Origin of the sequence: Nonomuraea angiospora (assembly GCF_014873145.1) — a bacterium.
In the GTDB taxonomy this organism is placed as follows: Bacteria; Actinomycetota; Actinomycetes; order Streptosporangiales; family Streptosporangiaceae; genus Nonomuraea; species Nonomuraea angiospora.
Window position 1 is genome coordinate 6449173 of record NZ_JADBEK010000001.1, and the last position, 20804, is coordinate 6469976.

General features: G+C 71.4%; 21 protein-coding genes. 9 read left to right on the forward strand and 12 right to left on the reverse strand.

The window, feature by feature from the left end:
• Window positions 1-7: 7 nt before the first annotated feature.
• The 5 genes from H4W80_RS29040 to ychF all read right to left on the reverse strand — a co-directional run bounded on the left by H4W80_RS29040 (window position 8) and on the right by ychF (window position 7145).
• A complete protein-coding gene (locus tag H4W80_RS29040; RefSeq protein ID WP_192787988.1) occupies window positions 8-3793 on the reverse strand; it encodes a TcpE family conjugal transfer membrane protein in 3786 nt (1261 codons plus the stop codon).
• A gap of 56 nt (window positions 3794-3849) precedes the next feature.
• A complete protein-coding gene (locus H4W80_RS29045) occupies window positions 3850-4131 on the reverse strand; it encodes a hypothetical protein (protein WP_185068535.1) in 282 nt (93 codons plus the stop codon).
• 46 nt (window positions 4132-4177) lie between these two features.
• Window positions 4178-4897 carry a conjugal transfer protein gene (locus H4W80_RS29050; protein ID WP_225963719.1) on the reverse strand — a complete coding sequence of 240 codons (720 nt, stop codon included), beginning with the start codon at window positions 4895-4897 and terminating at the stop codon, window positions 4178-4180.
• Between the two features lie 626 nt (window positions 4898-5523).
• Complete coding sequence (locus H4W80_RS29055) at window positions 5524-5856, reverse strand: hypothetical protein (protein WP_192787990.1); 333 nt, start codon at window positions 5854-5856, stop codon at window positions 5524-5526.
• Between the two features lie 212 nt (window positions 5857-6068).
• On the reverse strand, window positions 6069-7145 hold the full coding sequence (gene ychF / locus H4W80_RS29060; protein WP_192787991.1) for a redox-regulated ATPase YchF: 1077 nt from the start codon (window positions 7143-7145) through the stop codon (window positions 6069-6071).
• 79 nt (window positions 7146-7224) lie between these two features.
• On the opposite strand from ychF, the gene H4W80_RS29065 reads away from it, so the two are divergent.
• Both H4W80_RS29065 and H4W80_RS29070 read left to right on the forward strand, forming a co-directional pair.
• Window positions 7225-8481 carry a DNA recombination protein RmuC gene (locus H4W80_RS29065; RefSeq protein ID WP_192787992.1) on the forward strand — a complete coding sequence of 419 codons (1257 nt, stop codon included), beginning with the start codon at window positions 7225-7227 and terminating at the stop codon, window positions 8479-8481.
• A gap of 15 nt (window positions 8482-8496) precedes the next feature.
• Window positions 8497-9003: a DUF6542 domain-containing protein gene (locus tag H4W80_RS29070; RefSeq protein ID WP_192787993.1), complete on the forward strand. Its 507-nt coding sequence runs from the start codon at window positions 8497-8499 to the stop codon at window positions 9001-9003.
• On the opposite strand, the gene H4W80_RS29075 is transcribed toward H4W80_RS29070, so the two are convergent.
• A complete protein-coding gene (locus H4W80_RS29075; protein ID WP_192787994.1) occupies window positions 9000-9965 on the reverse strand; it encodes a 4-hydroxy-3-methylbut-2-enyl diphosphate reductase in 966 nt (321 codons plus the stop codon). The genes H4W80_RS29070 and H4W80_RS29075 overlap by 4 nt on opposite strands.
• A gap of 100 nt (window positions 9966-10065) precedes the next feature.
• Between H4W80_RS29075 and H4W80_RS29080 the strand changes: the two genes are divergently transcribed.
• Genes H4W80_RS29080 through H4W80_RS29090 form a run of 3 tightly spaced genes read left to right on the forward strand, consistent with a single transcriptional unit; the run spans window position 10066 to window position 13066 of the window.
• Window positions 10066-11163, forward strand: coding sequence for a hypothetical protein (locus H4W80_RS29080; protein ID WP_192787995.1), 1098 nt, complete (start codon window positions 10066-10068; stop codon window positions 11161-11163).
• Between the two features lie 27 nt (window positions 11164-11190).
• On the forward strand, window positions 11191-12414 hold the full coding sequence (gene xseA / locus H4W80_RS29085) for an exodeoxyribonuclease VII large subunit (protein WP_192787996.1): 1224 nt from the start codon (window positions 11191-11193) through the stop codon (window positions 12412-12414).
• Window positions 12415-12469: 55 nt separating this feature from the next.
• Window positions 12470-13066, forward strand: coding sequence for an MBL fold metallo-hydrolase (locus H4W80_RS29090; protein ID WP_192787997.1), 597 nt, complete (start codon window positions 12470-12472; stop codon window positions 13064-13066).
• Between the two features lie 15 nt (window positions 13067-13081).
• Here the strand turns inward: H4W80_RS29090 and H4W80_RS29095 are convergent, their stop codons facing one another.
• The 3 genes from H4W80_RS29095 to H4W80_RS29105 are packed head-to-tail and all read right to left on the reverse strand — an operon-like array spanning window position 13082 to window position 14521.
• Window positions 13082-13351 (reverse strand): exodeoxyribonuclease VII small subunit, encoded by a 270-nt coding sequence (locus H4W80_RS29095; RefSeq protein WP_192787998.1) that lies wholly within the window; start codon window positions 13349-13351, stop codon window positions 13082-13084.
• Window positions 13352-13370: 19 nt separating this feature from the next.
• Window positions 13371-13901, reverse strand: a complete 531-nt coding sequence (locus H4W80_RS29100; RefSeq protein WP_192787999.1) for a DUF4245 domain-containing protein — start codon at window positions 13899-13901, stop codon at window positions 13371-13373.
• Between the two features lie 11 nt (window positions 13902-13912).
• Complete coding sequence (locus H4W80_RS29105; protein WP_192788000.1) at window positions 13913-14521, reverse strand: TetR/AcrR family transcriptional regulator; 609 nt, start codon at window positions 14519-14521, stop codon at window positions 13913-13915.
• 240 nt (window positions 14522-14761) lie between these two features.
• Here H4W80_RS29105 and glpX point away from each other — a divergent pair, with 240 nt between their 5' ends.
• Window positions 14762-15796: a class II fructose-bisphosphatase gene (gene glpX / locus H4W80_RS29110; RefSeq protein WP_192788001.1), complete on the forward strand. Its 1035-nt coding sequence runs from the start codon at window positions 14762-14764 to the stop codon at window positions 15794-15796.
• 5 nt (window positions 15797-15801) lie between these two features.
• Here the strand turns inward: glpX and H4W80_RS29115 are convergent, their stop codons facing one another.
• Window positions 15802-16452, reverse strand: a complete 651-nt coding sequence (locus H4W80_RS29115; protein WP_192788002.1) for a DUF1707 SHOCT-like domain-containing protein — start codon at window positions 16450-16452, stop codon at window positions 15802-15804.
• Between the two features lie 74 nt (window positions 16453-16526).
• Window positions 16527-17078 (reverse strand): TetR/AcrR family transcriptional regulator, encoded by a 552-nt coding sequence (locus H4W80_RS29120; protein ID WP_192788003.1) that lies wholly within the window; start codon window positions 17076-17078, stop codon window positions 16527-16529.
• 75 nt (window positions 17079-17153) lie between these two features.
• Between H4W80_RS29120 and H4W80_RS29125 the strand changes: the two genes are divergently transcribed.
• Genes H4W80_RS29125 through H4W80_RS29135 form a run of 3 tightly spaced genes read left to right on the forward strand, consistent with a single transcriptional unit; the run spans window position 17154 to window position 19833 of the window.
• The gene (locus tag H4W80_RS29125; protein ID WP_192788004.1) at window positions 17154-17861 is read left to right on the forward strand and encodes an SDR family oxidoreductase; all 708 of its coding nucleotides are present in this window, start codon (window positions 17154-17156) and stop codon (window positions 17859-17861) included.
• A 52-nt stretch (window positions 17862-17913) separates the two neighbouring features.
• On the forward strand, window positions 17914-18621 hold the full coding sequence (locus H4W80_RS29130) for a DUF998 domain-containing protein (protein ID WP_192788005.1): 708 nt from the start codon (window positions 17914-17916) through the stop codon (window positions 18619-18621).
• 39 nt (window positions 18622-18660) lie between these two features.
• Window positions 18661-19833, forward strand: coding sequence for an MFS transporter (locus H4W80_RS29135; RefSeq protein WP_192788006.1), 1173 nt, complete (start codon window positions 18661-18663; stop codon window positions 19831-19833).
• Between the two features lie 4 nt (window positions 19834-19837).
• On the opposite strand, the gene H4W80_RS29140 is transcribed toward H4W80_RS29135, so the two are convergent.
• Window positions 19838-20776 (reverse strand): Gfo/Idh/MocA family protein, encoded by a 939-nt coding sequence (locus tag H4W80_RS29140; protein ID WP_192788007.1) that lies wholly within the window; start codon window positions 20774-20776, stop codon window positions 19838-19840.
• Window positions 20777-20804 lie beyond the last annotated feature (28 nt).

Here is a 20804-nt window from a genome sequence, read left to right on the forward strand (position 1 = left end):
TGTTCACTTATCGCTCACCGATTCTCGTGCCCGGGGGGTCACTCGCCAACTCCTCTTCGCTCGGTCGGACGGTCTGTGCCTGTGCCGCGAAGCCCGCGATCACGACCCCGGCCAGGGCGAGGTAGGCCCGTTTGCCGGCCGCGCGCAACTGCCCCGGATCGACGACCTCCGCGCCCTCGGACGCCAGGCCGTCCTCCCAGGGGACCCTGACGATGGCCCGGCACCTGCCTCTGGCCACCGACTCCGCCTGCTCGACGTCGGCCATCGAACGCCTGCTCACGCCGTTGACCACCATGACCGCACGCCTGCGCAGCTCCGCGCAGCCGTGCCCGTCGAGCCACTCGTACGTCATCGCCACCGCCTCCGACGCCTCCTCGCTCGCGGGGACCACCAGAACGAGCTGGTCCGCGTACGGCAGGAGCCTGGCCGCCAGCGCGGCGGCCGGGTCGATGACGGCGAGCTTGTAGTGGCGGTCCAGAAGGCGCATGGACTCGCCCAACCGATGGTCGGAGAAGAACGACCGGTCCGCCAGCCGCTGCTCGGCGCCCGCGTCGCTGTCCGCGCTGATCACCTCGAGCCCCGAGGCGGTCCTCGTGGTGTATCCACGCATCGTGAGATACCCGCTGACGCGGTCGAGCCCGGACAGCAGCGAGGTGAGGGTTTCGGGCGTCTCCGGCTGGATCTTGCTCGTCAGGGTGCCGCCGCCGGTGTTGGCGTCGACGGCCACGACCCTGTCGTCGCGGTATTTGGCGAAGGTGTGGCCCAGCATGAGCGCCGTCGTGCTCTGACCGGCGCCGCCGGTGCAGCCCAGGACCACGATCCTGCGGCTGCCGCCGAACACGCCCCTGGCCCTGGCCTCGTCGATCTCGGACCCGTCGGTCCTGACCCCGCCTCCGCCGACGACCACCTGCGCGATCCTCCGCCACCCGCCGGAGTCCCGCCCCACCACGGACTCGACCCGCCGCACCCGGCCTTCACCCGGGCGAGGGACGGGCACGGGGGCAACGAACTCGCCCCCACGCTCATGCGCCGCCGCCGCAGCAGCCCGACCGTCACCGGCATTCGCCCCGCTGCGGCCCTCGCCGACGCCCGCCGCCGCACTCCGGGACTCACCGGCACCCGCCGACGCACCCCGGGACTCACCGGCACCCGCCGCCACGCCCCGGGACTCACCGGTACCCGCCGACGCACTCCGAGAGTCACCGGCACTCGCCGCCACGCCCCGGGGGTCGCCCGCATTCGCCGCCGCGACCCGACCCTCGCCAGCGCTCGGCGCGCCCCGGGAGTCGCCGGCGCTCGACGCCATACCCCGGCCGTTCTCGGCGCTTGCCGCCGCACCCCGACCGTCGACGGCGCCCGTCGCCGCGCCCCGGGAGTCGCCGGCGCTCGCCGCCGCCACGCGCCGGTCACCGGCCGCGGGATCGCGCGCGTCGGGCACACCCGCTCCCCGGTCTTCGCGCGTGCCGGGGAAGGACGCGCTCCGGTCGCCGCGCGTGCCAGGCGCTGCCGGACCTCGGTCACCGCGCGTGCCCGGCACGGCCGTGCCGGGCGCATCGCCCTTCGCCGCAAGTCGCCGCACCGTGGACCGCTCAGGGCGTTCAGCCGTGGACCGCTCAGGCGATTCAACCGTGGACCGCTCCGGGCGGTCAGCTGTGGACTGCTCAGGCGGTTCAGCCGTGGACCGCTCAGGGCGGTCAGCTGTGGACCGCTCGGGTCGTTCAGCCGTGGGCTGCTCGGCGCGTTCATCGGCCGCACCGGGCTCCTGCGCATCGGCACTGCCGGGCATTTCAGCGACCTCAGCAGCCGACTGCGGCGTGTCGCCCTCCTGGGCCGCACCCGGCGCGTCCACGCCATCGCGGATCTCGGTCGCGTCGCGGAGCACAGCGGAGCCAGCCGTCTCCAGCGTGTCACCCTCCAGGGCGGCACCCGACGCATCCACACCGTCGCGCATCTCGGTCGCGTCGACGACCACAGCGGCGCCAGCCGTCTCCGGCGTCTCGCTCTTTGGCTGGTCGCCAGCCGCACCCGGCGTCTCGCTCTTCGGCCCGTCGCCAGCCGCAGCAGGCGCGTCGCCCTTCTTTCCGCCGTCCGCCGCACCCCGCACGTTCACGCCACCGCGCGCATCCGTGACCTCGACCACCGGCTGCGGGAGGCCGACGTCCTGGGCGTCACCGACCGTGCCCGGCAGGTCGCCTGATCCGTCCGGCACGTCGACCGTCGGGCTCGACGCACCCGCCGTTCCAACCGTCGGGCTCGACGCATCCGCCGTTCCAACCGTCGGGCTCGACGCATCCGCCGTTCCAACCGTCGGGCTCGGCCCATGGCTCGGCGTATCGGGCGTGTCGGCCCGTGGGCTCGGCGTCGTGTCCTGTTGGGGCGGAGCGGTGGATGTGGTGTCGGGGGACTCTGTGCCGGGCCTGGTGGCGGCGGGGCGGGGCAGGGGCTTGGCGTCGGGGTTGAGCGGCGGCCAGACGCGCTGCGGGCCGGACAGCACCAGCGACGGGCCCAGCCGCGGCGGCTGCCCCTTCCGGTGCTGATCCCGCGCGACCTCGTCCTCGCGCCGTTCCCCGCGCTGTTCCCCGGGCCGTTCCCCGGGCCGTTCCCCGGGCCGTTCCTCGTCCAGTTCCCCGCGTCGCTCCTGGTCCAGCTCCCCGCCTCGCTCCTCGGGCCGTTCCCCCCGTAGCTCCCCGAGCCGTTCCTCGCGGCGTTCCTCATCGCGATCCCGGTCCCGCCGCTCGCCCTCCGCGGAGGCCGAAGGTGCGGCGGGGGCGTCGGCGCTCGCCGCGAGCCGGCGCAGCCGCCGCAGTGCCTCGGTGTCGATGGGCTTGCCGGCGGTGGGCTTGTGGGTCTCGGTCTCCCTGACCGATCCGGCCACCCCGGCCGCCCCGGTCGCCTCGTGGTCGGCCCGCGCGTCGTCGGGCGACGCCGCAGCATCCGCAGCGGCCCCCCGATCCCAAGCATCAGCGTCCCGCGCAGCTCCGCGCTCCCAAGCCACGGCACCCTCAGCGGTCCCACGCTCCCGAGCCACGGCACCCTCGGCGGTCCTGCGGTCCCGAGTCGCCGCATTTCGCGCGTCCACGGACTCCCGGGTGGGAGGCTCGGAGGTCTCGTGGGTGCCGGGCGGCAGGGCGTCCTGGTGGCGTCCAGGGCCGCCTGGAAGGGCCTCCTCGCGCCGCAACGCGCCGACCCCGGCCCTCGGTGCCGAGGGTGGGGCCGTCTCGCGTACCCGGGCCTTGAGGGCGGGCGCGGTGCCGCGGCGGGTGCCCCAGCGGCCGGTGGTCGGCTCGGCCACGGGAGCCTGGGAAGCGGCGGCGGCAGCGGCCGCGACGGCCGGGCGGACCTGGCGCGGACCGGCGATCCGCTGGCCCTCGCGCCGCCGCTGCGGCTGGCGGGCCTTGCGGGGCGCCTTCGACTTGGCCCGCGCGGGGGTGGTGCGCCAGACGCGGGCGGAGAACGTGATCGTCTCGGCCTCCGACGTGGGCGCGAGGCGGTACCACGCCTTCGGCTGGCCCAGGTAGCGGAGCTGGGACTCCAGGAGCTCGGTGAGCCGCTTGCCCTCGATGACGGGACGCGTGGACAGCCACGTCACGATCCCGGGCGGCACCAGGTACAGGACGTGCCACGGCATCTCCACCGGCACGCCCACCAGGACCAGCAGGAGTGACCACGGAACGAACACCCCGACGAAAACGCCGATCCAGACGATCGGCAGCGGCATCGGCAGCCGTAGGTCGTACAGCTTGTAGAGCCGCTTCTCGATCCGCCAGATGTTCGTATACGTGGGCAGATCCACGCCGGTCCTCCTCTCCACCCGCTCGTACATGACCGCCGCGGAGCGGTCTCAACCCTTTACTTGATGCCCAGAGCGCCCGCGATCGCCTTCGCCGTCACCTCAATGATGTTGGGAACGTAGAAGATCACGCCAATGGCCACGGCCAGTATCAGGAACTGCACGAAACGTGTGATCTCGCGGGTGAAGAGGAAGAAGAGCGCGACCACCGAGACGACGACGAGGAACAGCGGGGCGAAGAACCCGCGCAGGAAGTTGGCGAGACCCCCGGTGTCCGGGCCGGTCGCCGGGGGCGTCGGCGTCAGTTCGATCAGGTGGAGCAGAACGGTCTTCAAGGTCACTTCTTGTCCTCCCGGGGGGGTACCGATGAGCGGCGTGGCCGTGCCTCTATCCAACGACCCGGCCGGCTCCGCGAATGTCGGCGACGAACCACTTGTCGCCCTGCTTCTCGACGGTCAGCCGGTAGGCCATCTCCAGCGTGCCGCCCACAGCCGCGGGATCGGTGGCGTCGGGGGTGGCGGGCGTCTCGCTGTTAGGCACGACCCACACCACGACCGCCTGGATCTCTCGGGTGGCACCCCCCACAGGCACCACGACCTTCTTCAGCTCCCTGAACGTGAACGTGCCGCCGAAGCTCGGCAGGGTCCGGCCCGCGGCGACGTAACGCTGCAGCCCGGCCGCGTCGCCGGAGGCGTAGTCGGTGAAGAAACCCTTCAGCTGCTCTTTGAGCTCGCTCGCGGTGGCCTCGTCGGTCTCCGGCGCGGCGACCTGGGGCACGTCGGCCGGGCCCGGCGCGGGCAGCACCGCGGGGCGGCCGACCACGGCGAACCTGCCGCCCGTCTCGTCGCCCGAGTAGTAGAGCGGGACCGACAGCATCAACCTGCGCGGACCTGACTGGAAGGCCACGCTGACCAGGGCGTTGTGGGCGTCGCTCGCCTCGATGTCGTACGGCTGGATGGCGACGGCCGCGAACTTGCCGTAGCCGTCCCAGCCCATCTGCGGATCCATGCCCTCGGCCAGGAAAGCGCCCAGCTTACGCGACCTGCTCGCGGCGTCGTCCGGGCTGAAATTGAGATAGACCCCGGCGAACTGGGCGGCGAAAGCCATGCCCCGGTCGGCCGGAAAACCATGGTGAGCTGGCGCGACGCTATTGGGCGCCGCAGTCGTTTGTTGGGTAAATCGCTCAAATGGGGCACGCACCCCATTAACCACGACAACCACGATAACTGCCCAGAGAATGACACGGCCGGTCCATACCAGCCACCGCCCGCCTCCGCCCGACCAGCCGCCGCGCCGCGGCCTGCGAGGCGGCGGCGCGTCGAAGTCAGCCGTGTCAAGGCGCGCGGAAAGCTCGGGCTCGCCAGCGATCCGAGGATCGTGCTGGACGGTAGACCTACGAGCCATCACGCCTCCGCTCGCGCCGATCCCCCCGGCTGGCGCGGTGTCGTCCGTTGCCGATCCCCATCATCCGCGGTGAAGTAGTCACCCTATCCGGTCTCCGCCATTGTTCCAGGAAAGCCACGCCCATGCTGCGGCATGACCGTCCTGACGGCAAACCGGGCCGGAGGGCAGGCCTCATTGCCGATTCCTGAGACTTCCCGGTGGAAACACCTTTTGACCAGCCCAGATACCTAAATTGGCATAGCGCGAGAGCTACGGATTCCTGTCCTGGCGGGCATGGACTCTCTCGCTACCTGCGGATTCGGTATGGATCGCGGAGCGGAGTCAGGGCGTCAGGCGGGCTCCGGGTCCTGGGTGGGGCGCGGCTGACGCCGGCTGTGCAGGTCCACGACCGTCGGCTGGGCCGCCCGGTCCAGCGACACGACCGTCGGCTGCACCGCCCGCTCCAGGGAGCCGCGCAGGTCCGCCAGCATCTCGGCGGCGTCCCGTTCGCGCATGCGCGTCGCCATCTCGTTGCGCTCGTCGACCTTCCTGCGGAGGTACGCCTCGCGGTTGACGCGCAGGCCGTACATGAGCTCGACCCTGATCAGGGCGAGCTCCTCCTCGAGGCTGATGCCGGCGAGCGTGGGCGCAGGACGTCGTTTCCGGATGATGCGACGGATCATTGAGGGCCTCCCGAGTCAGCGTGAACGCCGTGACGATTCGACGCGCGGGGGCCCAAAGTGGTTGACGCATCAGTTGTCCCGGCATCAGACGTCCTACCGATTCCCGGGATCAGACGTCTGAGGGGGCATCGCCGCCGTCACCGCTGGTAACTTACCGTAACGAACGGCGGCTTTCCGTGATTTCCCACGAGACACCCCGGTCCGAGCAGCGATCAGACGTTGAAGCGGAACTCCACCACGTCGCCGTCGCGCATGACGTACTCCTTGCCCTCGACGCGGGCCTTGCCCGCCGCGCGGGCGTTGGCGATGGAGCCGACCTCGACCAGGTCGTCGAAGGAGACGACCTCGGCCTTGATGAAGCCGCGCTGGAAGTCGGTGTGGATCACGCCGGCCGCCTCGGGCGCGGTGGCGCCCTTGGGGATCGTCCAGGCCCTGGTCTCCTTCGGCCCGGCCGTGAGGTAGGTCTGCAGGCCGAGCGTGTCGAAGCCGACCCTGGCGAGCTGCCGCAGCCCTGACTCCTCCTGGCCGACGGACTGCAGGAGCTCCAGCGCCTCCTCCTCGTCGAGCTCGACCAGCTCCGACTCGATCTTGGCGTCCATGAAGACCGCCTCGGCGGGCGCGACCAGCGTCGCGAGCTGCTCCCGCAGCGCCGAGTCGCCCAGCTCGTCGGCGTCGAGGTTGAACACGTACAGGAACGGCTTGGCCGTCAGCAGGTGAAGGTCGCGCAGCTCCTCGCGGTCGAGGCCGCTCTCGAAGATGGTCTTGCCGGTCTCCAGCACGCTCAGCGCGGCCTCGGCGGCCTCCAGCGCGGACTTCTTGTCCTTGTTGTTGCGCGCCTCCTTCTGCAGGCGCGGGATGGCCTTCTCGACCGTCTGGAGGTCGGCCATGATCAGCTCGGTGTTGATGGTCTCGATGTCACGCTTGGGCGAGATGTCGCCGTCCACGTGCGTGACGTCGGGGTCGCTGAAGACGCGGACCACCTGGCAGATCGCGTCGGTGTCACGGATGTTGGCGAGGAACTGGTTTCCCCTGCCCTGCCCCTCCGAGGCCCCCTTGACCAGGCCCGCGACGTCGACGAACTCGACCTTGGCGGGCAGGATGCGGGCCGAGTTGAAGATCTCGGCCAGCTTGGGCAGCCGGTCGTCGGGCACGCCCACGATGCCCACGTTGGGCTCGATGGTGGCGAACGGGTAGTTCGCCGCGAGCGCGTTGCCGGACTTCGTCAGCGCGTTGAAGAGCGTGGACTTGCCGACGTTGGGCAGACCGACGATACCGATAGAGAGACTCACGGACCCTAAGTTTACGTGCTGAGCGTAACGAGCGTGTCGGGACGGAACGGCGCGCCGCAGTCCTGCAATCATCGATCGAGTGGATCTCGTCTCGCTTCTCGTAGGTCTGGCCGCCGGGCTCGTCATCGGTTTCCTGGTGGCCAGGACGCGGGCCGCGGTGCGGGTGGCCGAGGCGGAGGCGCGCGCCAAGTCGGCCGCCGACAAGGTGGTCTACGTCGAGGAGCAGCTCGCCGAGCGCTTCCAGGCCCTGTCCACGCGCGCCCTCGACGTCAACAACATCCGCTTCCTGGAGCTGGCCGAGACCAGGCTGGCCGCCAGCCGCGCCGAGGCCACGGGCGATCTGGACCAGCGCAGGCAGGCCGTCGAGCACCTGGTGGAGCCGCTGAAGGACGCGCTCGCCCGGGTCGAGTCGCAGCTGCGCGACACCGAGTCGGGCCAGCGCGCGGCCCGCGCGGAGCTGGCCAAGCAGATGGAGTTCGTACGGCAGAGCAACGAGCAGCTGCGCTCCCAGACCACGGCCCTGGTCAGGGCCCTGCAGCGGCCCGAGGCGCGCGGCAGGTGGGGCGAGCTCCAGCTGCGCAGGGTCGCCGAGATCGCCGGCATGCAGCACCACTGCGACTTCGACGAGCAGGTCACCGAGGGCTCCATGCGCCCCGACATGGTCGTCAGGCTCGCCGGCGGCAAGAACATCGTGGTCGACTCCAAAGTCTCGCTGGCGGCCTATCTGGAGGCCGCAGAGGCGTCCGACGAGAGCCTCGCCACGGTCCGGCTCGACGCCCACGCCCGGCACGTCCGCGAGCACATCGACCGGCTGGCGGCCAAGTCCTACTGGCAGGGGTTCAACCCGTCGCCGGAGTTCGTGGTGCTGTTCATCCCGGGCGAGGCGTTCCTGGCCCCGGCGCTGGAGCGCGATCCCGGGCTGCTGGAATACGCGATGACGCGGCGGGTCCACATCGCCACGCCGACGACGCTGATCACGATGCTGCGCACCGCGCACTACGCCTGGCAGCAGGCCGCGCTGAGCGAGAACGCGCGGGCGGTGTTCGAGCTGGGCAAGGAGCTGTACGAACGGCTCTCCTCCCTCGGCAGGAACGTCGATTCGCTCGGCAGGGCGCTGACGCGGGCCGTGGAGGCGTACAACAAGTCGGTCGGATCGCTCGAAAGCCGCGTCCTGGTCACCGCGCGCAAGCTGCACGATCTGGGCGTCGTGGACGGCGATCTCGAGTCTCCTGAGATGCTCGAAGGCCTGCCCAGACCCCTGGCGTCCCCGGAACTGCTGGAAACCTCGCCTCTGCTTTCCCACTCGAACGGTAAGTTGGCCAACGGGTCGCAATAAATCGGGGGTGGGGCATTGGGTGAGAAGAGGCGTTCCGCGGTCAGGCTGACCGCTCGCGGCGCCATCGCGCTCGCCCTGGTCTCCACCTTGGCGGGCTACGTGCTGGCGGCCGTGCTCGCCATCCAGTACGTCGTGGGCGCTGCGTTCGTGCTGTCGAGCCTGCTGGGCGTGCTCCTGGTCAACCGGCGCGAGCTGCTGTCGCTCGTGGTGACGCCGCCGCTGGTGTTCTTCTGCGCCACGCTCTTCGTCGAGCTGGGGCGCGCGTTCGGCTCGGTGTCGATCGTGCAGTCGCTGGCGCTGGGGCTCTACACGTCGCTGACGCAGGGCGCGCCGTGGCTGTTCGCGGGCTCGGCCGTGGTGCTGGGCGTGGCGTGGCGGCGCGGACTCCGCGACAACGTACGCGACCTGCGGGAGGAGCTGAAGGCGGGCGCGGAGGTGCCGCGCCCGCGCCAGCCGTTCGTGCCCGAGCCGGAGGGCTACTTCGAGCCCAAGGTCTACGGGACGCCGCGCGGGGACGACTAGGAGACCCGCAGGTCCTTGCGCAGCTCGTGGGGCAGGGCGAAGCGCATGCTCTCCTGCACCGACTCGACCTGGGTCACGTCGTCGAACCCGTGCTCGGCCAGCCGCGCCAGCACCTCGTCGACCAGCTCCTCCGGCACGGACGCGCCGCTGGTCACGCCGACCGTGGTGACGCCGTCGAGCCACTCGTCGCGGATGAAGGTGGCGTTGTCGACGAGATAGGAGGCCTCGGCCCCGTAGTCCTTGGCCACCTCGACCAGGCGCTTGGAGTTGGAGGAGTTTTCCGAGCCGACCACGATGACCAGCTGCGCCTCGGCGGCGATCTCCTTGACCGCGACCTGGCGGTTTTGCGTGGCGTAGCAGATGTCGTCGCTCGGCGGGTCGATCAGCGTGGGGAAGCGCTCCTTGAGCCGGGCGACCGTCTCGGTGGTCTCGTCGACCGACAGCGTGGTCTGCGACAGCCAGACCAGCTTGCTCGGGTCCTTGACCTGAACTTTGTCGACCGAGTCGAGCCCGTCCACGAGCTGGATGTGGTCGGGGGCCTCACCGGAGGTGCCCTCGACCTCCTCGTGACCCTCGTGCCCGATCAGGAGGATGTCGTAGTCCTGGCTCGCGAACCGCCTGGCCTCGTTGTGCACCTTGGTGACCAGCGGGCAGGTGGCGTCGATGGTGCGCAGGCTGCGCCGGCGCGCCTCGTCGTGCACCGCCGGGGACACCCCGTGAGCCGAGAACACGACGATCTCGCCCTCGGGCACCTCCTCGGTCTCGTCGACGAAGATGGCGCCCCTGGCCTCCAGCGTCTTGACGACGTGGGTGTTGTGGACGATCTGCTTGCGTACGTAGATCGGCGCACCGTACTGCTCCAGGGCCTTCTCGACCGCTACCACGGCTCGATCGACTCCGGCACAGTAGCCACGCGGCTTGGCTACGAGTACTCGGCGGGAAGTGGGGGTCTGCGGCTCCATACTTTCTATGCTACGTGGAGCGGCCATCAGGCCTGCGCGTGCGTGGTTGCCCGCGGTTTGCCAGACTGGCCGTCCATTACTGACCTCCCAGGGAGACGTCATGTCCCTCAGCGACGTGATACGCAACATCGCCAAGACCGTTACCAACAAGGACGAGCTGAAGGAGAAGGCCAAGGATCTTCCGCTCCTGTTCATCCAGACGACGCTCAGCGCGGCCGGGCAGGCCCTGCTGGTCGTGGACCGGGTGAAAAACTCCATCAAGGGCCTTGGCAGCAAGGAGGAAGAGGAGTCGAAGGACTCGCGCCCCTCCGCCGCCGAGCAGGTGGCCGCGGCTCCGGCCGCGGAGGAGGCGAAGCCGGCCCGCAAGGAGCCGGTGATCTTCGCGCCGCGGCCCAGCGCCGCCGAGCCCAACGGGGTCGCCAAGACCAAGCCCGACCCCGTCATCTTCGCTCCGGCGGGCAAGTCGGAGTCGGCGGCCACCGCCAACCCCGAGACCACCGCCCCGGCAGCCGAGCCCAAGCCCGCGGTCGCGGAGGAGCCCGCCGCGGCCCCGAAGGCCGCCGCCGAGCCCGCCGTCGCGGAGAAGCCCGCCGAGCCCGAGCCGAAGGCGGCCGTCGCGGAGGAGGCTGAGCCCAAGACCGCCGTCGTGGACGAGCCCGCCGAGGTGGCCCAGCCGAAGGCCGCCGCCGTGGAGGCCGAGCCGAAGGCCGCCGTCGCGGAGGAGCCCGCCGCGACCCCCGAGCCGAAGGCCGCCACCGTGGAAGAGGCCGTCGCGGCGGAAGCCGCCAAGGAAGAGGCCGTCAAGGAAGAGCCCGCCAAGGTGGAGGCCGTCGCGGAGGAGGCCGTCGCGGCCAAGCCGAAGCGCACCCGCAGGACCACCAAGAAGCCCGCCGCGACCGAGGAGCCCGCCGCGGCCCCCGAGGCGACCGTGGCCCCGGAGCCCGCGTCCGCCCCGGAGCCCGCCCGCGCCCCCGAGCCCGCCGCCGCGCCCGAGCCGGTCGCCTCCGCCCCGGTGGACCTGACCGAGCCGCTGCCCGGCTACTCCGAGCTCACCGTCGCGTCCCTGCGCGCCAGGATGCGCGGCAAGACCGCCGAGCAGATCAGCGACTTCCTCTCCTTCGAGAAGGCCACGAAGTCCCGGCCCGAGGTGATCAAGATGTTCGAGAACCGCCTGGCGAAGCTGCAGGCCGGAGAGTAGGTCGTACCGACCCCGTAGTCTTCCGGCATGAGCGAGAAGACCTCACCCGAGGCTCCCCTGCCGATCCGCACGGTCCTGCAGATGGTGGGCGGTTGGATCGGCAGACTCGGCACGGTCTGGGTCGAGGGCCAGATCACCGACCTGAGCGCTCGTGGCGGCACGGTGTTCATGACCCTGCGCGACCCGGTCGCCAACGTGTCGGCCAAGGTCACCACCCCGCGCGGGGTCTACGAGGCCGCCGTGCCGAGGCCGGCCGACGGCGCCAGGGTCGTGATGCAGGTCAAGCCCGACTTCTGGGTCAACAGGGGCTCGTTCGCCTTCACCGCGCTGGAGATCCGCCCGGTCGGCGTGGGCGAGCTGCTGGCCCGGCTGGAGCGGCTCAGGCAGCTGCTGGCCACCGAGGGGCTGTTCAACGCCGACAGGAAGCGGCGGCTGCCGTTCCTGCCCGGCACGATCGGGCTCATCTGCGGCCGCGACTCGGCGGCCGAGCGCGACGTGCTGGAAAACTCCCGCAGGCGCTGGCCGGCCGTGCGGTTCAAGGTCGAGGAGGTGGCCGTCCAGGGGCCCTACGCGGTGGGCGAGGTGACCGAGGCGCTGCGCAAGCTCGACGCCGACTCCTCGGTCGACGTGATCGTCATCGCCCGCGGCGGCGGCTCGCTGGAGGACCTCCTGCCGTTCTCCGACGAGACGCTCGTACGCTCGGTGGCCGCCTGCCGCACCCCCGTGGTGAGCGCGATCGGCCACGAGCAGGACAGCCCGCTGCTCGACCTGGTGGCCGACGTGCGCGCGTCCACCCCGACCGACGCGGCCAAGAAGGTCGTGCCCGACGTCGGCGAGCAGCTCTCGTTGGTGCGCCAGCTGCGCGACCGGGGGCGCAGGGTGGTGAGCGGCTGGCTCGACCGCGAGATGTCCTGGCTGACGTCGGTGCGCTCGCGCCCCTCCCTGGCCGACCCGGTGCGCGAGCTGGAGCGCCGGGCCGAGCAGGTCGAGTCGCTGCGCGACCGGACCAGGCGCTCGCTGTCCGGCTCGCTCGACCGGGCCTCCGACGACCTCGTCCACCTGCGGGCCCGCCTGATCTCGCTGTCCCCCGCGGCCACGCTGGAGCGCGGGTACGCCATCGTCCAGCACCCCTCGGGCGAGGTCGTACGCCTGGCCAAGGACGTCTCCCCCGGCTCGCTGCTGACGATCCGGCTGAGCGACGACCGCCTGACCGTACGCGCGGAGGACGCGGGCGAAAGCGGGGACACCTGAGCGATCCGGGACTCCGGGGGAAACCTGCTCCGCCTGATGACCTAGCGTGGGAGGGGTGAAGCTAACAAAGTTCACACATGCCTGCGTAAGGGTGGAGCTCGACGGCCGGGTGCTGGTCATCGACCCGGGGATCTGGAGCGAGCCGTCCGCGCTGGACGGCGCCGACGCGGTGCTCGTCACCCACGAACACAGCGATCATGTGGACGTGCTGCGGCTGCTCGGGGCCGGGGTCCCGGTGTTCGCGCCGGCGGGGGCGGGGCTGGACGGGCTGCCGTACACGCCGGTGAGCGCGGGCGAGGAGTTCGCGGCGGCGGGCTTCCGGGTGCGGGCGCACGGCGGTCGGCACGCCCTGATCTACGGAGGCCAGCCGGACTGCCCCAATCTCGGCTACCTGGTCGACGGCGCCCTCTACCACCCGGGCGACTCGGTCCACGTGCCGGACGAGCCGGTGGAGACGCTGCTGGTGCCGCTGCAGGGGTCGTGGCTGAAGACCGTCGAGGCGATCGACTTCGTCCGGGCGGCACGGCCACGGCGGGCGTACGGGATCCACGACGCGCAGCTCAACGAGCGCGGGCTGAGCACCACCAACGCCTGGCTGGCGCGGGCGACCGAGCACGGCTATCGCTGGCTGGCCCCCTGCGAGACCGCTTGACCCCCTCCAGCGGCGTCAGAAGGGGGCGTCGTCGGAGTTGGCCGCCGAGGGCTCGGAGCGGCGCGCCATGGCGGCGGCGAGCTTGACCCTGGCCCCCTGGAGCCACTCCTCGCAGACCGCCGCCAGCTTCTCGCCGCGCTCCCACAGCTCGATGGACTGCTCCAGGGTGAGCCCGCCGGTCTCCAGGCGGCGCACCACCTCGGTCAGCTCCTCGCGGGCCTGCTCGTATGAGGGTGCCTTCTCGTCTCCTGCCACGACCACCACCCTAGACGGGGCGACCGACATCGCAGACCAGGCGGCCCCGTCAGCCCTTGGGGCGCTGCTGCAGGACGGAGGCGAGTTCGGCGAGCTCCGGCCAGTCGGCGGTGCCGGTGATCACGAGCGTCACCTCCGGCAGCACGCGGACGAGCGAGCGCTGCTTCTTGTCCTCGCGGAAGCGCTGCTCCCACTGCACCTCGCCCACCTGCTGCGTGCCGACGGCCTTGTCGGAGTTGGCCATGCGGCTGGCGAACCCGGCCGCCGGCTGCTCGTTGCTCTGCGCGAACATCGCGTGCTGCCGCTTGGCGGTCGCGTAGCCGAGGAAGAGCACCTGGGCGCCGTTCTCGCCCTTGGCGATCTTGTTGCTGTTGGGGACCCAGCCCGCCGGGTCCTTCTGCGGCGCCCACACGCCGTACGGCACCGAGTGGCCGAAGTTGGCGACGGTGATCGAGTAGTCGAGCCGCGGAATGTGCTCCTCCCGGCTCTGCGGGGCGATCAACAGGAACAGCCCGACCGCCGCGACGCAGACGAGCAGCGCTACCGCGTAACCGTAGAAACCTTGGGTGAACCGTCGCACACTTGGGGAGGTTACCCGTTGGAGGAGGCGGTCGCCGAAGTGGCCGGGCGGATCTGACCGATGATGGCCAGCACCTCCTCGGCCAGGCCGCGATCACCCGTGCGGACGACCTCCGACACGGCCGCGGCCAGCGCGCCCGTGACGACCACGACCAGCGCGCCCTCGTCCTCGAACAGCGCCGCGTTGAGCTGTGCCCACTTGCGCAGCCGGTCGCGCATGACCACGTCGAAGCCGGGCGGCCCGTCGCCGCGCAGGAACAGGTCGGCCAGCTCGCGCTCCTCCAGGCACCCGTCGAGGTAGGCGCGGGCGGCGCTGATGAACACCCGCATCGGGTCGCTCTCGCCGGCGGCGCGGGCCAAGCGGGCGGCCTGCTTCGTCCGCTGCGTCTGCCTGGCCTGGAACTCCTCGAACAGCGTCAGGTAGAGGTCGGCCTTGCCGGAGAAGTGGTGGTAGAGGCTGCCCACGCTGGCGTCGGCCCTGGCCACCACGTCGGTCACGCCCGCCTCGGCGAACCCGTTGGAGACGAAGACCTCCCTCGCGGCGGCCAGAAGCGAGCTGCGGGTGGCGGCGCCGCGCTCGGACGTCCGCGGCTGGGCGGCCACGTTTTCCACTTCGCTCATGCGATCTCCTCCAGGCTCCATGGTGGAGGCAAGATCTTTGGCGCGCACACCGTATGGCGCAAAATCCGCTCCCCGTGATGGCAGGGCAACCCTGTCGAAGCTTACCGATGTCACCTCTGACCCGCCCCTGCTGCGAGGAAGCGGTCATCTCGGGCAGGGGATGGGCAGATTATCCGCCCATGGGCGGGAAGAGGGGGACAACTACGATCGACGTAGATTCCCCTTAGGAGGCTGCCCATCATGTCCGATCAGACTTCCGTACCGCCCGCGCTCGCCACGGGCGAGCACGCCCCCGATCGCAACCTCGCGTTGGAGTTGGTGCGCGTCACGGAGGCGGCCGCGATGGCGGCGGCCCGGTGGGTCGGCCGAGGTGACAAGAACGGCGCCGACGGCGCGGCCGTGAACGCCATGCGCCAGCTGATCAACACGGTTTCGATGAACGGCGTGGTGGTCATCGGCGAGGGGGAGAAGGATCACGCCCCGATGCTGTTCAACGGCGAGCAGGTGGGCGACGGCAGCGGCCCCGACTGCGACGTGGCCGTGGACCCCATCGACGGCACCCGGCTGACGGCGCTGGGCATGCCCGACGCGGTGTCGGTGATCGCGGTGAGCGAGCGCGGCTCGATGTACGACCCGTCGGCCGTGTTCTACATGGAGAAGCTGGTCACGGGCCCGGAGGCGGCCGACGTGGTCGACATCGAGGCCCCCGTGTCCGCGAACATCAACGCGGTCGCCAGGGCCAAGCACTGCTCGCCCTCCGACGTGACCGTGGTCGTGCTGGACCGGCCCAGGCACGAGCGGCTGGTCAAGGAGATCCGGGAGGCGGGCGCGCGGATCAAGTTCATCACGGACGGCGACGTGGCCGGCGCGATCATGGCGGCCCGCGGCGGCACCGGCATCGACCTGATGCTGGGCATCGGCGGCACGCCCGAGGGCATCGTGGCCGCGTGCGCGCTCAAGTGCCTGGGCGGCGTGATCCAGGGCAGGCTCTGGCCGCGCGACGACGCCGAGCGCTCCAAGGCCGTGAACGCCGGCCACGACCTCAACCGGGTGCTCACCACGAACGACCTGGTCAAGTCCGACGACGTGTTCTTCGCGGCGACCGGCATCACGCACGGTGAGCTCATGCAGGGCGTACGGTTCCGCGCCGGCTCGGCGGTGACGGAGTCGCTGGTGATGCGCGGCAGGTCGGGCACCATCCGCAAGATCGAGAGCGAGCACCAGCTCTGGAAGCTGCGCGCGTACAGCGCGATCAACTTCGACACGGCCGGCTGAGGACCTCAGCGGCGGCGCTTGCGGCGGGGTGGCTCCTTGACCTTCACGTCTCCCGCGAAGTTCGTGGTGCGCACCTCGACGACGGGCGCGCCGGGCTCGGTCGGCTGCTTGGTCAGCCGTACGGACTTGCCCTTGGCGACCCTGATCACCTCAAGACCCTCCGGCACCTGGATCTCCAGCCCGCCGAAGACCAGGGTGGCGTTGATGATGATCTGCCGGTTCTGCAGGATCGCGTCGCGGAAGTCCAGCTTGGTGGTGCCGAACATGGCCGTCACGTCCAGCTCGGCGGGCACGACCCAGCGCCCGCCGCGCTGCTCCTGCTTGAAGATGGCCGACACAGGGCGGCCGTCCAGGTTGAGCGGCTGCTGGTCGGCGGGCAGCAGGTCGGCGGTGAGCGCGGCCAGCTCGCCCAGCGTGCGCGCGGAGTAGAGCACGCCGAGCCGTTCCTCGAGCTCGTCGAGGGTGATCCGGCCGTCGGCGTGCGCGTCCTGCAGCACCTGGGCGATGCGTTCGCGGTCGGCGTCGGACGCGCGGAGCTCGTGGGGCGGCGGCACGTCGCTCGCCGCGTGCGGCCGCCGGGCCGACACCCACTCCTCGGCCAGCCGCTCTCCGACTTCCTGCAGCTTCGGCAGCCACGATTGCGCGCGTTCGTTCACACATCCGACGATAACCGGCGCCCGCGAGAATCGCTCGTGCCAAATCGGCAGATGCGCTCCGTAAGTCGCGGGAATCAGTTGATGCGCGCCAGAAGTCCGGCGATTTCCTCGGCCAGTTCCTGATTCACTTCGGCGTGGCGGTTGAGCAGCCGGTACCACATCGCGCCGAAGACGAGATCGACGGCCAGGTCCAGCTCCACGTCCGCCGGCACGGCGCCGCGCGCCAGGACCGCGCGCAGGGCGGCGCGGCGGGGGTTGATGAGCTTCGCCCGCAGCTCGGCGGCCAGCTCCGCGTCGGACTGGGCGTCGGCCATCAGCCCCACGACGACCTGCCCCGCGACCCCCCGCGCCAGCGCGAACGTCTGCTCCAGGAACGCCACCAGATCGGCCCGCGCGTCCCCGGTGTCCGGCAGCCCCTCCACCTCCTCGGCCAGGACGTCGGTCAGGGCCTCCAGCAGGACCTGTGCCTTGGTCTGCCACCAGCGGTAGACGGTCTGCCTGCCGCTGCCCGCGGCCTGGGCGATGCCCTTCATGGTCACGTTCTGGTATCCGTCGCGGGCGCACAGGTCGAGCGCCGCCCGGAGGATCGCCTTCCTGGCCACTTCGCTGCGTGGTCTGCCAACCATGGCGCCCACTTTACAAGTCACCGTGCCTCGTTTTATATTCGAGGCAAGATGTCTCGTAATGAGAGGACGACGAAGATGCGAGTAGTGATCGTCGGCGGCACGTCCGGCATCGGCCTGGCGGCGGCGGCCCGGCTGGCCGCGGGCGGCGCGGAAGTGGTCGTCACGGGGCGTTCGGAGGAGCGACTGCGTTCGGCGTTGAAGCAGCTCGGCGACCAGGCGCGGGGCGAGGTCGTGGACGCGCGCGACACCGCGTCGATGCGGGCGCTGTTCGAGGGGCTGGGCACCGTCGACCACCTGGTCGTCACCGTGACGGGCCGCGGCGGCGCGGGCCCGCTGAGCTCGCTGACCGGCGAGGGGCTGACCGAAGCGTGGCGCAACAAGCTGGTCCCCCACCTGCTGACCGCGCAGGCCGCGCTGGGCGTGCTGAACCCGGAGGGCTCGATCACCTTCGTGACGGCGGCCTCGGCCGGCGCGGCCCTGCCCGGCATCGCCACGCTGGCGGCGGTGAACGGGGCGATCGAGGCCGCGGTGCCCGGCCTGGCCGTCGAGCTGGCCCCCATCAGGGTGAACGCGGTCTCCCCCGGCGTGATCGACACCGACTGGTGGTCGGAGATCGGCGACGAGGCGCGGGCCGCGTTCATGGAGGGCGCCGCCGAGAGCCTGCCGGTCCGGCGCGTGGGCCGGCCCGAGGACGTGGCGGCCACGATCGAGTACGTGGTGCGCAACGCGTACACGACCGGCATCGTGCTGACCGTCGACGGAGGGGCGCGGCTCAAGGCCTGAGGAACCCCACGCCCTTCCACGCCGTTGATCCCGGCAAAAGGGAGGTGTGCGCGTGCATCGACCGGCGCGATGGGGTCTCGGTGTGGCGGGCGCGGGCATAGCCGTGATCGTGGTCCTGGAGCTGACCCGCCTCGACGAGCTCAACCCGATCAAGCGGACCATCAGCGAGCACGGCCTCGGCCCCGACGGCTGGATCTTCGGGATGGCGGTGGGGCTGCTCGCGGCCGGATCGGCGGCCATCGGGGTGTCGCTGGCCCGCCAGCGGCTGGCGGGGGTCTTCGGCACCATCGCGCTCATGGGGTGGAGCGTGGGGCTGTTCATGACGGCGTGGTTCGAGAAGCACGACTGGTCGGTCGGCCCGAGCACGAGCGGGAGCATCCACCGGCTGGGCAGCTTCATCGCCTTCCTCAGCCTGCCGCTGGCCGCGATGATCATCGCCAGGCCCTGGCGGCACCGCGAGCGGTCGCGGGCCAGGCTGGTGGCCTTCGGGCTCGGGATCTTCTCGGCGCTGTGGGTGGTGGGCATCGCCGCGGTCATGTACGTCGGGGCGCGCAACGGGCTGCCGTGGTGGCGCGTCATGCCGCTCGGCCTGGTGGAGCGCGGCATGGCCGTCACGGAGGTGGCCGCGCTGCTCGCGCTCGGCGTCTGGGCCGCCGCCAAGCGACTGGACACGACGGAGCAAACCGGACGCCTGCCCGAGAAGCAGGTCGACGCCGGGGTCGGTGGGCTGGCGGAACGGAGCGGCGGGCCGCTAACCTGACCCAGCCTCACGTTTGATTCCCCCCATCAGGAGGCCGTCGTGCCGTCCTCGCGTGATCGTCAGGCCCGCGTCGCCACGTACGCCGTCTATGCCGTACAGGGCCTGTCCTTCGCCTCGCTGCTCATCCAGGTCGCGAACCTCCAGGCCAAGCACGGCCTCGACGACGGCGCGCTGACGCTCCTGCTGCTGATCGTGCCCGTGTTCGCGGGGGTCGGCAGCGTGGCGGCGGGCACGTTCGCCGCCCGGTTCGGCAGCAGGCTGCTCCTGCGCGTCGCCCAGCCCGTGGTCGCGCTCGCCGTGGTGCTCGCCGGGCTCGCGCCCAGCGTGCCGCTGCTGGTGCCGGTGCTGCTGCTGTTCGGCGTGGCGGTGGGCGCGGTGGACGCGGGCATGAACATGCAGGGCGTGGCGGTCGAGCGCAGGTACGGCCTGCAGATCCTGAACGGCTTCCACAGCGTGTGGAGCGTGGCCAGCATGCTCGGGGCGGCGTGGGCGTCGGTGGCCGCCACCCTGCCGCTGCCGGTGATCATGGCGGTCCCGATGGTGTTCGCGCTGGTGGGCTCGCTGGTGTTCGCACGGAATCTGTGCGCGCCGGAGGAGGAGAAGGTCGAGGACGCTCCGGCGGGCGCCGCCGCCGGCGGCTTCCCGTGGCGGCCGATCATCCCGCTCTGCCTGGCCATGGGCTTCCTGTACGTCGGCGACGCCGCCGTGTCGAACTTCAACACCGTGTTCATGAAGAACGTGCTCTCGGCGGGCCCCCAGGTGGTCCCGCTGGCCTACGTCGCCTACCAGGCGACCACGCTGGCCGTCCGGCTCGGCGGCGACCTCGCGGTCCGGCGGTACGGGCCCGCCGCCATCGTCAGGATCGGCGGCGTGATCGCCACCCTGGGGTTCCTCGGCGTCGTCGCGGCCCCGAACCAGCCGCTGGCCATCGTCGCGTTCGGCCTGACCGGGGTGGGGCTGTCGGTGGTGGCGCCACAGTCGTTCTCGGCGGCGGGCAAGCTCGACCCGGCCGGGACCGGGGTGGCCATCGCCCGGGTGAACCTCTTCAACTACATCGGCTTCATCGTGGGCGCGGCCCTGGTGGGCGGCATCGCGGACGCGGTGGACATGCGGTGGGCGTTCGCCGCGCCGCTCGTGCTGGCCGCCGTCATCATCGCCCTCGCCCCCGGCTTCGAGCCCAGACGCCAGGCCCCCAACCCCTCCGCCGCCTGAGGCCTCACCGCCGCACTTCGGCGACCTCGACGGTACGGCGCTCGCGGAGCGACAGGTCGGCGGCCTCGGCCACGTACAGCGCCTCCAGGGCGTCCTCGATCGTGCACAGGCTCTTGTCGCTGGTCAGGAAGGCGTCGATCTCGTCGCGGTAGGCGGTCTCGAAGCGGGTGACGAAGTCGGGCCAGGGGTCTTGCGGGCTCGGCGTGCCCTCGGCCGAGTGCAGCGGGGCGCGCGGGCTCAGGCCGACGGCCTGGGTGCGCCTGGTGCCGGCCAGCTCCATGCGCACGTCGTACCCGCCGCCGTTGTAGCGGGAGCCCTGCAGGGTGGCCAGCGTGCCGTCGTCGAGGGTGAGCAGCGCGGCGCTGTTGTCCACGTCGCCCGCCTCCGCGAAGAAGGCGGCGCCGCGGTTGGCCCCGGTCGCGTACACGGAGACCACCTCGCGGCCGGTCACCCAGCGCAGGATGTCGAAATCGTGGATGTGGCAGTCGCGGAAGATGCCGCCGGAGGTCGCGATGTACGCGGCGGGCGGGGGCGCGGGGTCGGCGGTGATCAGGTGAACGCGGTGCAGCTCCCCCAGCTCGCCGGCGCGCAGCGCGCCCGCCGCCGCCACGTAGCCGGGGTCGAACCTGCGCTGGAACCCGATCTGCACCCGGTTGCCGGCGCTCGCCTCCAGCGCCTTGACGGTCTCGTCCACGGTGCCCGCGACCGGCTTCTCGCAGAAGACCGGGACGCCCTTCTCGCACGCCTTGACGATGAGCTCGGCGTGGGTGCCGGTCGGGGTCGCGATGACCACGGCGTCCGACTCGAACGGGTCCCCGGGCCTGCCGTACGGCGACGTACGCACGGGATCGGCCACGATCAGCTCGTCCACCAGCGGATGCGCGGCCAGGGTCGCGGCGTGAAAGGCTCCGATCCTGCCCAGACCCAGCAGTCCCACACGCATGACATCCTCCGATCCGGATCAGGCTTTC

Bases quoted from the DNA above. Each gene is read 5' to 3' on its own strand.
- H4W80_RS29050 (WP_225963719.1), bottom strand. From the start codon at position 4,897: ATGGCTTTCGCCGCCCAGTTCGCCGGGGTCTATCTCAATTTCAGCCCG.
- H4W80_RS29055 (WP_192787990.1), bottom strand. From the start codon at position 5,856: ATGATCCGTCGCATCATCCGGAAACGACGTCCTGCGCCCACGCTCGCC.
- H4W80_RS29075 (WP_192787994.1), bottom strand. From the start codon at position 9,965: ATGGAGCCGCAGACCCCCACTTCCCGCCGAGTACTCGTAGCCAAGCCG.
- H4W80_RS29080 (WP_192787995.1), top strand. From the start codon at position 10,066: ATGTCCCTCAGCGACGTGATACGCAACATCGCCAAGACCGTTACCAAC.
- xseA (WP_192787996.1), top strand. From the start codon at position 11,191: ATGAGCGAGAAGACCTCACCCGAGGCTCCCCTGCCGATCCGCACGGTC.
- H4W80_RS29095 (WP_192787998.1), bottom strand. From the start codon at position 13,351: ATGTCGGTCGCCCCGTCTAGGGTGGTGGTCGTGGCAGGAGACGAGAAG.
- H4W80_RS29105 (WP_192788000.1), bottom strand. From the start codon at position 14,521: ATGAGCGAAGTGGAAAACGTGGCCGCCCAGCCGCGGACGTCCGAGCGC.
- glpX (WP_192788001.1), top strand. From the start codon at position 14,762: ATGTCCGATCAGACTTCCGTACCGCCCGCGCTCGCCACGGGCGAGCAC.
- H4W80_RS29120 (WP_192788003.1), bottom strand. From the start codon at position 17,078: ATGGTTGGCAGACCACGCAGCGAAGTGGCCAGGAAGGCGATCCTCCGG.
- H4W80_RS29125 (WP_192788004.1), top strand. From the start codon at position 17,154: ATGCGAGTAGTGATCGTCGGCGGCACGTCCGGCATCGGCCTGGCGGCG.
- H4W80_RS29140 (WP_192788007.1), bottom strand. From the start codon at position 20,776: ATGCGTGTGGGACTGCTGGGTCTGGGCAGGATCGGAGCCTTTCACGCC.